At 58.5% G+C, this 14964-nt stretch carries 10 protein-coding genes; 9 read left to right on the top strand and 1 reads right to left on the bottom strand.

Annotation, left to right across the window (positions count from 1 at the left end; genetic code table 11):
* Window positions 1-404 precede the first annotated feature (404 nt).
* The 6 genes from ABM428_RS01495 (at window position 405) to ABM428_RS01470 (ending at window position 10829) form a co-directional block, all read left to right on the top strand.
* Window positions 405-1364 (top strand): TAXI family TRAP transporter solute-binding subunit, encoded by a 960-nt coding sequence (locus ABM428_RS01495; RefSeq protein WP_005850616.1) that lies wholly within the window; start codon window positions 405-407, stop codon window positions 1362-1364.
* A gap of 123 nt (window positions 1365-1487) precedes the next feature.
* On the top strand, window positions 1488-4256 hold the full coding sequence (locus tag ABM428_RS01490) for a TRAP transporter permease (protein ID WP_037965589.1): 2769 nt from the start codon (window positions 1488-1490) through the stop codon (window positions 4254-4256).
* A 167-nt stretch (window positions 4257-4423) separates the two neighbouring features.
* On the top strand, window positions 4424-5530 hold the full coding sequence (locus tag ABM428_RS01485) for a carbon-nitrogen hydrolase family protein (RefSeq protein ID WP_009825643.1): 1107 nt from the start codon (window positions 4424-4426) through the stop codon (window positions 5528-5530).
* 83 nt (window positions 5531-5613) lie between these two features.
* Entirely contained in the window at window positions 5614-8352 is a 2739-nt protein-coding gene (locus tag ABM428_RS01480) for an aminotransferase class I/II-fold pyridoxal phosphate-dependent enzyme (protein WP_005850610.1), read from the top strand.
* A gap of 23 nt (window positions 8353-8375) precedes the next feature.
* The gene (locus ABM428_RS01475; RefSeq protein ID WP_005850608.1) at window positions 8376-9836 is read left to right on the top strand and encodes a biotin carboxylase; all 1461 of its coding nucleotides are present in this window, start codon (window positions 8376-8378) and stop codon (window positions 9834-9836) included.
* 18 nt (window positions 9837-9854) lie between these two features.
* A complete protein-coding gene (locus ABM428_RS01470; protein WP_037965586.1) occupies window positions 9855-10829 on the top strand; it encodes a C45 family autoproteolytic acyltransferase/hydolase in 975 nt (324 codons plus the stop codon).
* Between the two features lie 65 nt (window positions 10830-10894).
* Here ABM428_RS01470 and ABM428_RS01465 read toward each other — a convergent pair whose 3' ends face one another.
* Window positions 10895-11455 carry a type 1 glutamine amidotransferase domain-containing protein gene (locus ABM428_RS01465; RefSeq protein ID WP_064217270.1) on the bottom strand — a complete coding sequence of 187 codons (561 nt, stop codon included), beginning with the start codon at window positions 11453-11455 and terminating at the stop codon, window positions 10895-10897.
* 166 nt (window positions 11456-11621) lie between these two features.
* On the opposite strand from ABM428_RS01465, the gene ABM428_RS01460 reads away from it, so the two are divergent.
* The 3 genes from ABM428_RS01460 to ABM428_RS01450 are packed head-to-tail and all read left to right on the top strand — an operon-like array spanning window position 11622 to window position 14963.
* Window positions 11622-12269: a paraquat-inducible protein A gene (locus ABM428_RS01460; protein WP_005850602.1), complete on the top strand. Its 648-nt coding sequence runs from the start codon at window positions 11622-11624 to the stop codon at window positions 12267-12269.
* Between the two features lie 11 nt (window positions 12270-12280).
* Entirely contained in the window at window positions 12281-12886 is a 606-nt protein-coding gene (locus tag ABM428_RS01455) for a paraquat-inducible protein A (RefSeq protein ID WP_009825638.1), read from the top strand.
* Window positions 12879-14963, top strand: a complete 2085-nt coding sequence (locus ABM428_RS01450) for an MlaD family protein (RefSeq protein ID WP_235183731.1) — start codon at window positions 12879-12881, stop codon at window positions 14961-14963. Before ABM428_RS01455 ends, ABM428_RS01450 begins: the two co-directional genes overlap by 8 nt.
* The last annotated feature ends 1 nt before the right edge of the window (window position 14964 follow it).

Raw genomic sequence — 14964 nt, 5'->3', positions numbered from 1 at the left:
TTTTCGGTTATATAGCACAAATAACCCGAAAGTACCGCGCGGCGAAGGCAGATGTCCGGCACATATTCCGGCCCGCAGTTTTGATTTTGTGCCGCTGCGCGCTAGTATTTTTAGGCACGGGATTGGGGGAAGTGAAATAAATATGGAAAATCAGTTTATTACATCGTTTTTCGAGTTGCGATTTACCATCCGCGTCCCCTAAATGACGGGTGCCATGTGTACCGCATAGTGAAAATAATTCATGATTTCACGCCGCGATTCGCACAGGGTCAGAGCATTATTTCGGGGAAAAATCGCAATAAATCAGCTTGTTTTGCTTCGGAATATCTGCGCTCATTTCAACCATGACGGAGAGCATGCGCATCAATGACGTGTGTTCAGACAATTAAGTTGGGAGACTTCAAATGACTATTTTCAAGTCCATCGCCATCGCCTCTGCACTGGTCGCGGGTACCGCCGCCACCGCGCAGGAGAAATTCATCACCATCGGGACCGGCGGCCAGACCGGCGTCTACTTTGTTGTGGGTCAGTCGATCTGCCGCTTGGTAAACCGTGACAGCGCCAAAACCGGCCTGAAATGTACCGCTCCGTCCACCGGTGGTTCCATCGCCAACATCAACGCCATCAAGGCGGGTGACATGGACATGGGTGTTGCCCAGTCCGACTGGCAGTTCCACGCGTACAACGGGTCTTCGCAGTTCGAAGGCGACAAGTTCGACAAAGAGCGCGCGGTCTTCTCTGTACACGCCGAACCCTTCAACGTCATCGCGCGTGCCGATTCCGGCATCGAAAGCTTTGACGATCTGAAAGGCAAACGCGTCAACGTCGGCAACCCCGGTTCAGGTCAGCGCGCCACGATGGAAGTCGTTCTGGATGCCAAAGGCTGGACCATGGATGACTTCGCGCTCGCATCCGAGCTGAAGCCAGCCGAGCAGGCCGCCGCTTTGGGCGATAACAAGGTCGACGCGATCATCTACACCGTGGGCCATCCCAACGGGTCGATCCAGGAAGCCGTGTCTACCGTCGACGCCAAGCTGGTGCCGGTTGAAGGCGAAGCGATCGACAAGCTGGTCGCCGACAACCCTTTCTACGCATACTCCACCATCCCCGGTGGCATGTACAAAGGCACCGACGCGGATGTGAAAACATTCGGCGTGAAAGCGACCTTTGTGACCTCCGCTGATGTGGACGAAGAAGTCGTATACGAAGTTGTAAAAGCTGTGTTCGACAACTTTGACCGCTTCAAAAAGCTGCACCCCGCGTTTGAGAACCTCAAAGAAGAAGAGATGATCAAAGACGGTCTGTCCGCCCCTCTGCATGATGGTGCGGCGAAGTACTACAAAGAGCGTGGCTGGATTGAATAAGCCCGCCGCTTGACCATTAGCGAACGCGAGGAGGGCCTCGCGTTCGCATCCTGCGGCAACGACCGCAGTCGACCGACAATAAACGTGCACCTGTCCTGATACGGGGCCACCAAGGGGACGAAGATGTCACAGAACGATCAACACCAAGCCGCCGCTGTAGAAGCCGAAGCCGCCGGAAAAGGCGGGCTGAGCCAAAGCGAACTGGATGAACTTGTCGCGTCTTCGGACACGGGCGGCAGGTCAGCGACCGGTAGCGTTGGCGTCTTTCTGGCGTTGACCGCGCTGGCGTGGTCGCTGTTCCAGCTGTGGATCGCCTCCCCGCTTCCTTTTGTTTTCGGCTGGGGTGTTTTTAACGACACCGAAGCCCGGTCAATCCATCTGGCCTTTGCTATCTTCCTTGGCATCGCCGCCTTCCCCGCCGCGCGCACCAAGGTGCAGCTGGGGCTGGGGATTATCGTGCCCGTCGTGCTGGCCTATCTGTTCATGGTCGCGGCCAAAGACGGCACGCCGACCTGGTGGATCCCGCTGGTTGCCATCGTCATTGTCGCATGTGTCGTGCTTGGATCGCCCAAAGACCGTATCCCCCTGTGGGAATGGGCCCTGGCGCTGGTTGGCGCGGCCGCTGCGTTGTATCTGTTTGTGTATTATCGCGAAATCTCGGGCCGTGTCGGTGCGCCGAACATGCAAGATACGGTTGTTTTCGTGATCGGCATCATGATCCTGCTAGAGGCAACGCGCCGCGCTCTTGGGCCTGCGCTGATGATCGTTGCGTCGGTCTTCCTTGTCTACAACGTCTTGGGCCCGATGATGCCGGATATCATCGCGCATAAGGGTAACTCGCTTTCCGAGATCGTGAACCACCAGTGGATCACCACCGAAGGTGTGTTCGGCATCGCGCTTGGTGTGTCGACGTCTTTCGTATTCCTTTTCGTCCTGTTCGGCGCGCTGCTGGATAAGGCCGGTGCCGGTAACTATTTCATCCAGGTCGCCTTCAGCATGATGGGCCACATGAAAGGCGGGCCTGCGAAGGCTGCTGTTGTGTCCTCTGCGATGACGGGGCTGATTTCTGGCTCTTCTATCGCCAACGTCGTGACCACGGGGACATTTACCATTCCACTGATGAAAAAGGTGGGGTTCAGCTCTGAAAAGGCCGGCGCGGTCGAGGTTGCGTCTTCGGTCAATGGTCAGATCATGCCGCCCGTCATGGGGGCCGCGGCCTTCCTGATGGTTGAATATGTGGGCATCCCCTATTTTGATGTGGTGAAACACGCGTTTCTGCCCGCGGTGATCTCTTACATCGCGCTGGTGTATATTGTGCACCTCGAAGCGCTGAAGGCCGGGATGGTCGGGTTGGAACGCCCCTATACGCCCAAGCCGATTGTGCAGCGCTTGCTGGTGTCCGCCTTTATTATCGCCTGCATCTGCGCGCTGAGCTTTGCTGTCTACTATGGCATGGGCTGGCTGCGTCCTGCTTTCCCCAACAGCGCGGGCTATATCATCTTTGCCTTGCTGACCGCGGTTTATGCCGGTCTGCTGTATATCGGGTCGAAGGAAGAGCCGCTGGTACTGGATGATCCGAACGAGCCGGTGACGCGTCTGCCCTTGCCCGGTCCAACGGTGCGGTCGGGCCTGCACTTTATCCTGCCGATTGTCGTTCTGGTCTGGGCCTTGATGGTGGATCGTCTGTCCCCTGGCCTGTCGGCGTTCTGGGCCACGACCTACATGATCTTTATCCTCGTGACACAGCGCCCGCTGATGGCGATTTTCCGGGGCGAAAGCCAGTTTGCCAATGATGTGGTTGCGGGGGTGCGTGACCTGATCGACGGCTTGGTCGTCGGGGCGCGCAACATGATCGGCATCGGGATCGCCACCGCGACCGCCGGTATCATCGTGGGCGTTGTCAGCCAGACCGGCGTTGGCTCGGCGCTTGCCGATGTGGTCGAGGTTCTGTCGGGCGGCAATATCCTTGCGATCCTGTTCCTGACCGCGATCCTGTCGCTGATCCTTGGGATGGGGTTGCCGACAACGGCGAACTATATCGTTGTGTCGGCCCTGCTGGCACCTGTCATTGTGACACTGGGGCAGCAAAACGGTCTGATCGTTCCGCTGATCGCCGTGCACCTGTTCGTATTCTACTTTGGCATCATGGCTGATGTGACGCCCCCGGTCGGGCTGGCGAGCTTTGCCGCCGCGGCTGTGTCCGGTGGGGATCCGATCAAGACCGGTGTCGTCGCGTTCTTCTACAGCTTGCGGACGGCGGCGCTGCCGTTCCTGTTCATCTTCAACACCGAACTTCTGCTGATTGATGTGACGATGGTGCAGGGTATATTCGTCTTCATTGTCGCGACCTTTGCGATGCTGTTGTTTGCAGCGGCAACACAAGGCTGGTTCCTTGCGCGGAACCGCTTCTACGAGACGATTGCCCTCTTGCTGATCGCCTTTACCCTGTTCCGGCCCGGTTTCTGGATGGATATGGTCTTTCCGCCTTATACCGAAGAAGCACCGGCCGAGATTGTGCAGGCCGCGGCCGACACACCGCTTGGGGAGGATCTGCGCCTGCGCGTCGCGGGTATCAATGATCTGGGTGATCCGATCGAATTTGTCGCCCTTCTGCCCATCAACGAAGGCACCACGGGCGAAGAACGGCTGGAGGCTGCCGGCGTGATCACACGTGTCGAGGGCGACCAGATGTTCATCGACGACGTTCTGTACAACTCTGCCGCACAATCGGCGGGTCTGGATTGGGACCAAGAGGTGCTGCGCGTGCTCAAACCCGTCGCAACCCCAAGTAAATACTGGATGTTTATCCCCGCGCTGTTGTTGCTGGCCCTCGTGGTCGTCATGCAACGGGGCCGCAATGCACGTGCGGCCCGCAAAGCAGCGGTGGTGTAACAGATTAGTTTGTGCATGTTACGCATAGAAGCCATGCAAATGACGGTGGGTTCGCCATCACGTCACGTGTTTAATATTCCCAACAATGGGAGTATGGACTTGTCACCTTGGGCGTATGGGCGGAGTATTTCCGGCCCCTTCCGCCCGTTTGGACGGAGTGACAAGTTATGACACCTTTTGCGATTGCAGGCGTGCAGATGTACGTCAACGCGCTGGAGTCCAACGTCGATGGCATGATCCAACGACTGGACATCCTGATGGCGCGTTTTCCCTGGACCCAGATGGTCCTGTTTTCCGAGCTGGCCCCCTTTGGCCCGCTTGACCGGTTTGCATTGCCCCCCGAGAATGAAACGCTCGAGGTGTTTCAGGCCGCTGCGCGCAAGCACCGTGTCTGGCTGATCCCCGGCTCCATGTTCCTCAAGAACCCCGAGGACGGGCGCGTGTACAACACTGCCGTTGTGATCAACCCCGAGGGCGAGATCATCCGCCGCTACGCCAAGATGTTCCCGTTCCGGCCCTATGAATCCGGCATCGCGGCGGGCACCGAATTCTGTGTGTTCGACGTGCCGGAAGTCGGGCGTTTCGGCTTGTCGATCTGCTATGACATGTGGTTCCCCGAAACCACGCGCCAGTTGACCAGCCAAGGCGTCGAGGTTCTGCTGACACCGGTTCTGACCGGCACCACCGACCGTGACGCAGAGCTGGCGATTGCCCGCGCGACCGCGGCGCAGTTCCAGTGCTATGTCTTTGCGGTCAACGGTCTGGGCGCAGGCGGCGTCGGTAAATCGCTGGTAGTCGATCCGACATCGATGGTCCTGCACCAGTCCGCCGGTCAGGAAGACATGTTCCCGATCGAAGTCGATCTGTCGATGGTGCGTCGTCAGCGCGAAACCGGCATGAAGGGTCTGGGGCAGGTGCTTAAATCCTTCCGCGACCGGTCTACCGACTTCTCGATCTATGACCGTTCCAGCGGGACGGACGCCTATCTGAACACGCTTGGCCCGCTTGAGGTGCCCCATCAGGGGACCCGCGCCGGTCTGCACGTCGATGTGCCCGCGCAGCGGGTACCGGACGCGCCCGTGTTCAAAGGGCATGAAACAACGACACCAGCGGTTCAGCCGGGCTTTGCCCCCGAACCGCTACCAAATCCAACGGCGGGGACTGCCAATATCACGGCCCCTGCCGAAACACCTGTGGCTCCGGCTGCAGCGACACCAAATCCACCCGTAAAGCCCGGTGATCTGCCGGGCAGCGGGCCGACATCTAGCGGCTAGGCTGCGGCGTTCAGGTCCGGCGCTTTTCAAAAGTGCCGGACACCGGGATGCAGCAGTCGACCGCCCAAAGCGGAGTACGATTGATGCATTCTATGAACGATTATTCGTCGGCAATTCAGCTGAGGTCCGACCGATGGAGCGCGCTGCGTGAAGCGGCGAGCGGCCTGACCCGCGCCACCACAGCCAAGGAAATCGAAGCCCTGCGCAGCAAATGCGCCGCGCTGTTTGACTCCCTGTCGCTGATCGAACCCTATTGGGCCTTTCCAGGCATGGCGGCGTTCGAACACCTGCAGCGGATGCTGAATAACAACAGCTTTGACGACATGGCCTTTGCGGTGAACCGCATCACGCGGGCGCTGACAACAGGGGCCTATCGCCGTCGCACCATCCCGCTGGAACGCGACAGCATCGATCACGACGAGCATGACGACGAGGCGATGCTGTCCCCCGAGGCGCGGGCGCTGACCAAACCGTATTTCGAGGTGCTGATCGTCGATGATGTGAACGACCAGCAAGAGCGCTGGCTGAAATCCAACGTCAGCCGGATGCGCCGCCCCGAAGACCCGTTCCACTACGAAGCCGTGGTGGTCAAATCCATCGAAGACGCGCTGATCGCGGTGCTGTTCAACCATAATATCCAGGCCATCGTTGTGCGCCCGGGCCTGACGCTCAAGTCCAAGATGGACGAGACGATACTGGTGCGCTACCTCGCCCGCGCCGGCGGGCAAGAAGAGATCGACAAGCTCCAGCCCGAGAACTACGGCCCCGAGCTTTGCCGTATGATCGCCAAGGTCCGCCCCGAGCTGGACGCCTATCTGGTGACCGAACGGTCGGTCGAGGATATCGCGGGTCTGGATCTGGGGATCTGCCGTCGGGTCTTTTATAACCAAGAAGACTTTATGGAGCTGCACCTGAACATTTTGCGCGGGGTGCAGGCGCGGAACAAATCGCCGTTCTTCACGGCGCTTGTCGAATATTCCAAACAGCCCACGGGCGTTTTCCACGCGATGCCGATCAGCCGGGGTAAGTCGATCACGCGGTCGCATTGGATTCAGGACATGGGCGCGTTCTACGGGCCGAACATCTTTTTGGCCGAAACCTCTGCCACCTCGGGCGGGCTGGACAGCTTGCTTGAACCACACGGGCCAATCAAAGAGGCGCAAGAGCTTGCCAGCCGCGCCTTCGGGTCCAAGCAGACGTTCTTCGCCACGAACGGGACATCGACTTGCAACAAGATCGTGGTGCAGGCTCTGGTGCGCCCCGGTGACATCGTGCTGGTCGACCGCGATTGCCACAAATCCCACCACTACGGGATGGTGCTGGCGGGGGCGCAGGTGTGCTATCTTGATAGCTATCCGCTGAATGAATATTCCATGTACGGTGCTGTGCCCCTGCGCGAGATCAAGCATCAGCTTCTGGCGCTCAAGGCCGCGGGCAAGCTGGATCAGGTGCGCATGTTGCTGCTGACAAACTGCACCTTTGACGGGCTGGTCTATAACGTCGAACGGGTGATGGAGGAATGTCTGGCGATCAAGCCTGACCTCATTTTCCTTTGGGACGAGGCGTGGTTCGCTTTTGCCCGTTTCAACCCGACCTACCGCCAGCGTACGGGCATGAACGCAGCCAATACGCTGCGCGCGCGGTTCAAGTCGGACGACCACCGCATCGCCTATGAAAAGCAGCAGGCTGAACTGAAGGATGCCGACGACGAGACGCTGCTGAACACGCGTTTGATCCCTGCGCCGGATTCGCGGGTGCGGGTCTATACCACGCAATCGACCCATAAAACGCTGACCTCCCTGCGGCAGGGGTCGATGATTCACGTGAATGATCAGGACTTTAAGGGCGAGGTCGAACAAAGCTTTCACGAAGCCTATATGACCCATACCTCAACCTCGCCGAACTACCAGATCATCGCCTCGCTTGATGTAGGGCGACGACAGGTAGAGCTTGAAGGCTTCGAATTCGTGCAGCGCCAGATCGAGGCCGCTTTGTCCATGCGTCGTGCGATTGCCGACCACCCGCTGCTGAGCAAATACTTCAAGGTGCTGACAGCGGGCGACATGATCCCCGAGGAATACCGCGAAAGCGGGGTGACCAGCTATTACCATCAGGAACAGGGCTGGACCGATATGTGGGACTGCTGGGAGAAAGACCAGTTCGTCCTTGATGCCAGCCGTGTGACGCTGCTGGTCGGCGGGACGGGCTGGGATGGTGACACGTTCAAGACCGATATCCTGATGGATAAATACGGCATCCAGATCAACAAGACCTCGCGCAACACGGTCTTGTTCATGACCAATATCGGCACCACGCGGTCCAGCGTCGCCTATCTGATCGAGGTGCTGGTCGAGATCGCGAAATCGCTGGATGACCGTCTGGATGACGCCAGCAAGATGGAGCGTCGGTCTTTCGACAACCGCGTCGCCAACCTGATGGAGAACTACCCGCCGCTGCCGGACTTCAGCCGCTTTCACGAGGCCTTCCGCAACGACGATGTCACCTCCGAAGGGGATATCCGCACGGCGTTCTTCCTCGCTTATGACGAGAAGAACACCGATTACCTGGAGCTGAACGGCACGCTGAAAGAGGCGATGGACGCCAACCAGACGGTCGTGTCCGCCAGCTTTATCATCCCCTATCCCCCCGGCTTTCCCATCCTCGTCCCCGGACAGGTGGTAAGCCAGGAAATCCTGTCGTTCATGCGGAATTTGGACGTCAGCGAAATCCACGGTTACCGCCCCGATCTGGGGCTGCGCGTCTTTACGGATGCGGCGCTGAAACGGGTGCGCAAGAAAAACCTGTCGTCTTCACCTGATTAAGATTAAGCAAAGGACCAAATATCATGACAACGACTGTTCTCAAGAATATCTCGGAAATTCGCCGGTTCTTTCACCGTAACGAAGACCCTGTTTACTTTATCTCGGCCACGAACTTTAACCTTCTTGGTCTCGATGAGTGGGTGAAAAACTTTAAGTATATCTGCTACATCGACTGCTACGGCGGCAAGCACCCCAATGTGTTCTGCCCCTCGGAACAGCCCCACGCTGAATTCCAGAGCATCGAAGACATCAACAACTATCTGTTGCAGCACAAAGAAGTCATCGATTTCGTCAAGCGGCGCGGCGGCAAGCCCAAGTTCGTGTTCCTGATGTTCGACGAGGAAACCGAACGCCTGTCGAAAGAACTGGGGGCGGATGTCTGGTTCCCCAAGGCCAAGCTGCGCCAAAAGATGGACAACAAGATCGAAACCGTGCGTATCGGCAACAAGGCCGGTGTGCCGTCGGTGCCGAACGTGCTGGCCGAGGTCAAGGATTACGAAGACCTCAAGAAGACCTGCGAGAAGGCCGGGATTGGCCACGATCTGGTGCTGCAATCCGCCTTTGGCGACAGCGGCCACACGACGTTCTTTATCAAGTCCGAAGCAGACTTCCGCCGTCATGAATCCGAAATCGTAGGCGAGGGCGAGATCAAGATCATGAAGCGGATCGACTGTCGCGGTTCCGCGATCGAGGCTTGTGCCACCAAGGAAGGCACGATCGTTGGCCCCTTGATGACCGAATTGGTCGGGTTCAAGGATCTGACGCCCTATCGCGGGGGCTGGTGTGGCAATGAAATCCTGTCGACCGCCTTCCCGCCCAAGGTCCGTCAGAAAGCGCGCGAGCTGACCTATAAGTTCGGCGAACAGCTGCGCAAGGAAGGTTATCGCGGTTATTTCGAGCTCGACTTCCTGATCGACAAAAAGACCGGTGACATCTGGCTGGGCGAGTTGAACCCGCGCATCACGGGCGCGTCGTCGATGACAAACCACGCGGCCTTTGCGCACGCGGATGCGCCGCTGTTCCTGTTCCACCTGCTGGAATTCAGCAAGAAGAAGTTCAATCTGGATGTAGAAGAGCTGAACAACCGTTGGGCCGACCCCGAGATGATCGACGGCTGGAGCCAGATGGTGATCAAACATACCGAAGACAGCGTCGATATCTGCACCGAAGCGCCCGAAACAGGCATTTACAAGATGCTGGAAGATGGCCGCGTTGTGTTTGACCGTTTCGATTATCACCGTCGCGCCGTGGAATCCGAGAACGAGGCGTTCTTCCTGCGCATCCTGCAACCGGGTGATTACCGCTATGAAGGGGCCGATATTGGCATCCTTGTGACCCGCGGTCGGTCGATGACGAAGTCTTTTCAGTTGAATGAGCGCGCGAAAAAGTGGATTCACGGGATCAAGCAATCGGTGAACGGTCGTCCTCTGCCCGTCGCAGAGGCGGGTCCGGCGATGTCTGATCCGGCGTTCAAAATCCTCTAAGCACCGAAAGGGCAGCTCATGCTGTGGCGTGCCATTTCAGAAGAATTGCCCGGTCCCAAATGGGCCGGGCTTTTCGCCGAATACTGGCCTCACTACCGTAAATGGTGGCTGAAGGAGGGCGAGCCCGCGCGCCCGACCTATGCCGAATGTCGTCGTGCGCTCAAGGCGCATATGCCCGACCTCATCCCGCTGTACGAAGATCTATGTGATCAGGCGGGCGGGGGTGATCTGGCGGCAAGGTTCCTGAGCTTTTACTGCCCGCCGCCCTATCTATCGGGATGCAGTCAGGCGGTTTGGGGCGGCAAGGAACCTGTCATGGTGCGCAACTATGACTATAACACCAACGCCTTCGACAGCTTGGTGCTGCACACCGGCTGGAAGGGGCGCCGCGTGATGGGCACCTCTGACGGGTTGTTCGGGCTGGTGGACGGGGTGAACGACGCGGGGCTGTCGATCTCGCTCACCTTTGGGGGCCGTCGTGTGGTGGGGGTGGGCTTTGGCGTGCCGCTGATCCTGCGCTATGTGCTGCAAACCTGCGAGACTGCCGAGCAAGCGGGCGAAATTCTGGCACGTGTGCCGACCCACATGAGCTATAACGTCACCGTGCTGGACCGCAAACGCAAGTATCTGACGGCGCTGATGGCACCGGACCGGCCTGCGATCATCACCAAGGCAGCGGTGGCGACCAACCATCAGGAAAACGTCGAATGGATCAGCCATGCGCGCTTTACAGCGACGGTTGAACGCGAAAGATATCTGCTGCAACGGTTGCGGTTCCACCGTGATCCGGAAGAGAAATTCATCAACACGTTCCTGAAACCGCCGCTCTATTCGCACCAGTTCAACGCAGGCTTCGGCACGCTTTATACCGCTGTCTATCGCCCCCGCAAACGCGAGATGGAGCATCGCTGGCCCGGAACCGTCTGGCATCAGAAGCTGGACGCGTTCGAGGAAGGGTCGCGCAACGTCCTGATGCCGGGGGTTGTGGCGTAACTTTTTCCCTGCACATGAAAAAGGCGGGGCACATACCCCGCCTTTGTGTTTCGCTGTAGCCAAATTTAAGCGGCTTTGCGGTTGTGTTCACCTTCTTCGACTTCCTCGACGATCTTGGCGATAAACGCATCCAGATCTTCGGGGGAGCGGCTGGTGATGATGCCTTGGTCCACGACGACTTCGCTGTCCTCGTAGTGCGCACCGGCGTTTTTCACATCCGTCGCGATTGAGGCGTAGGAGGTTGCGGCGCGGCCTTTGATAATGCCTGCTTCGATCAGCAGCCAAGGGGCGTGGCAGATCGCGGCAACGGTCTTGCCTGCGTCAGCAAAGCTTTTGATCAGCGATACGGCGTCCTTGTTGGCGCGCAGCAGGTCGGGGTTGATCTGACCGCCGGGCAGGACAATCGCGTCGTAGTCATCAACGGTGACATCCGACAGGGCTTTGTCGGCAGCAACTGTGTTGCCCCAGTCGTCCTTGTCCCAGCCCTTGATGTCTTTGCCATCAGGGGTGGCAACATGCACGGTGGCCCCTTTGGCCTTGAGGTCATTCAACGGGCGCTCCAGCTCGGATTGCTCGAAACCATTGGTGGATAGGATCAGAATTTTCGCGTCTGTGATCTGTGTCATTAGAAAGCTCCTTTCATCTTCGCTATCTTCACCGACACAACAAAGACACCGCGCGAATGTTCCAGCGCTGGAACCTGCATTGACGGGATTCCGCCGATGCCGAGAATGAACTTTTCGTGTCCAGAATTCGATACACACGGTTTGTGATCTCCTTTATACCAAGGGGATGAAAGACACCGTCGACCCTGCACCATCCGTCAATCTGGAGGAGATCATCGTCTGCCCCCAATGCGACGCCGTGTATCACCTCAAGGTGCCCAAGGTCGGCGAGAAGGCGGTGTGCGAGCGGTGCCATACCGTGTTGATCGAACCGCGCAAAAAGGCGGGGCTGAAGATCATTGCCATCGCCATTGCCACCTTTGTTCTGATCCTTGGCGCGACGTTCTTTCCGTTTCTGGATATTGATGCGGCGGGCAACAAGAACTCTGTCTCTGTGATGGACGCGGCGCTGGCGTTTTCCAGCGGGCCGCTTTTGCTGCTGTCGCTGGCGACGGCTGCCTTGATCATGCTGGTGCCCTTGGCGCGGGTGATGCTGACGCTTTATGTACTGGTCCCCATCGTGCTGGACCTGCCGCCCGCACGCCACGCCATGCAGGCGTTCCGCCTGTCGCAAGCGTTGCAACCGTGGTCGATGGCCGAGATTTTCGCGCTTGGCTGTGCCGTGGCGCTGGTGAAGATTGCCGATCTGGCAACTGTGGGTTTTGGGCCAGCTTTCTGGATGTTTTGTGGTTTGGTTGTTCTGATTGTGGCGCAGGACAAATTCATGTGTAAATGGTCGGTATGGAATTCGCTGGAAAATCCCAAAAAATCCTAAGCGCCCGCGAAATGGGGTTGGTGGCCTGCACACGGTGTACCCGTGCGTGGCCTATCGGCACGCCTGTCTGCCAACGCTGCGGCCACAAGATGCTGTCGCGTGACTTTGGCAGTATGCAGCGGGTCTGGGCGTTCTGGGTCGTGGGGCTGATGTGCTATATCCCCGCCAATATGTACCCGATGCTGAAAACGCGGACCCTGTTTCAGGTGGATGAAAGCACCATCGTCGGCGGTGCGGTCGAACTGGCGCATCACGGCTCTTACGGTATTGCCTTTATCATCCTGCTCGCGTCGGTCGCGATCCCGCTGGCCAAGTTCTGGGCAATCGCCTATCTGGCAGTCAGCGTTAAGACGCGTAATGCCGCGGCACATCGGTCGCGCCATGTGATGTATGAAATTGTCGAGTATATCGGCCGCTGGTCTATGATCGATATCTTTGTGGTTGCGATCCTTTCGTCGCTGGTGCAACTCAAAACCCTTGCGACCATTAACCCCGGCCCTGCGAGCATGTTCTTCGCCTTGTCGGTCATTTTTACCATGCTTTCTGCACAGGCCTTCGACTCCAGACTGATCTGGGACACGAATGCTTTCGATGGGGATCCCGATCAACATGTCTGACACGCCACCCGAGGTTAAGGTTAAATCCGCGCGCAAACTGTTCCTGAGCGGCGCGTCGATCGTCTGGATCATTCCGATCCTGGCGTTGGTTGCGGCTTTGGGCGTTGCGTTCAGCAGCTATAATTCCCGCGGTCCGGTGATTTTTGTCGAATTTGACAAAGGCGCCGGCATCAAGGCGGGCGAGACCGAATTGCGTTACCGTGACGTGACCGTTGGCCGGGTCGAGGAAGTCGGCTTTACCACCGGTCTGGGCAAGGTCGTCGCGTCGATCCGCGTGGACAAGAATGTGGCCCCCTTTATCGACGCCAGCGCGTCCTTCTGGATCGTCCAGCCCGAGGTTTCGGCGCAGGGGATCTCGGGGTTGGGTACGGTGCTCAGCGGCGTCTATATCGAGGGCAGCTGGAATGACGAAGTAGGCGATTTTGCCGAACGGTTCGTCGGGTCGGATTCGCCACCGTTGATCCGCGCCGGGCAATCCGGTCTGCAAATCGCCTTCCGCACCGTTGGCAACGGCACCCTGACCGATGATGCCCCGATCCTGTATCGCGGGATCGAGGTGGGCCGTCTGGGCAAGGCAGAGATCGCCCCACGCGGGAACTTTGCCATCGTAGAGGCGCTGATTTACGAAGAGCACCGCAACCTGATCAACAGCAGCACACGCTTCTGGGACAGCTCTGGTTTCAGCCTCTCCCTTGGGCCAGGTGGTGCCGAGATCGACTTTCAGTCCATTGCGACGCTTATCGGGGGCGGGGTGACGTTTGATACATTCGTTTCCGGCGGCGACCGCGTGCAAGACGGCACCGTATTCGACATTTTCCCAAGCAAGGAAGACGCTCGCAGCGCGGTTTTCAACGCCTCGGAAGTCGAACCGCTGCTGATCAACGTGATCTTTGACGAAAACGTTTCCGGACTGGCCGTCGGCGCCCCTGTCGAGCTGAGCGGTCTGAACATCGGCGAGGTCGACTCCCTTGCCGGTATCGTGGATTACGACCAGTTTGGTGACAGCCGCGTGCGGTTGAACGTGACGCTGGCCATCCAGCCCGCGCGGCTTGGCCTGCCGGGGGATGTATCTGCCGAAAGCGCGCTGGCGTTCTTGCAGGACCGTGTTGTGAACGGCCTGCGCGCGCGGCTTGCCTCTGCCAGCCTGTTGACCGGTGGCCTGAAGGTTGAACTTGTGGTGGTCGAGGACGCGCCAAGCGGGCGTCTGGTGGCCGCGGGCGAAAACTTCCCTGTTATGCCAACGACCAAGAACGAAACATCAGATGCCGCTGCCACCGTCGAAGGTGTCTTTAGCCGCATCAACAACCTGCCCATCGAAGAGCTGTTGAACAGCGCCATCGGTCTGATGAATTCGCTACAGGCTTTTGTTGGCAGTGACGAGCTGCAACAGACCCCGCGCGATGTCCGCACGCTGATCAACGAGGTCACGGGGCTGGTATCGTCGGACTCGGTGCAGAATATCCCCGTATCGCTGAACGCCACGCTGCTGCGTGTCGAAACACTGGTCGCGACACTTGAGGAAGAGCAGATGGCGAAACGTCTGCTGGATGCGGTCGACTCCGTCTCGGAAGCCGCCACATCCTTCAGCACCTCGACCGAGGGCGTGCCCGAACTGGTCGAAGAGATGCAGGCCGTCGCCGCCAAGGCAAGCGAGCTGGAACTGCAACAGCTGGTGGACGAGTTGACCGCGCTGACCCGCTCTGCCGATCAGGTGATTGGTACACCGGACGCCGTGGCGCTGCCCGGATCGCTGAAAAACGCCCTGGACGAGCTGAACTATACGCTGCAAGAACTGCGCGAAGGCGGCGCGGTCGAGAACGTGAACCAGACGCTGGCATCCGCGCGTAACGCGGCGGATAATATCGCGGTGTCGGCACAAGACCTGCCACAGATCGTGAACCGTCTGTCGACCCTGTTCACGCAGGCAGAGCGTACAATTGAAGGGTACAACAAGGGTGATCAGATCAGCCGTACCGCACAAGAAACCATGCGCGATATCCAAAAAGCGGCCGATGCGCTTGCATCCTTGGCGCGCACCATTGAACGTAACCCCAATTCATTGTTGCTGGGACGGTAAA

Origin of the sequence: Sulfitobacter sp. TCYB15 (genome assembly GCF_040435955.1) — a bacterium.
Classification (GTDB): Bacteria; Pseudomonadota; Alphaproteobacteria; order Rhodobacterales; family Rhodobacteraceae; genus Sulfitobacter; species Sulfitobacter pontiacus.
This window is presented reverse-complemented; position numbering and strand designations above follow the sequence as displayed.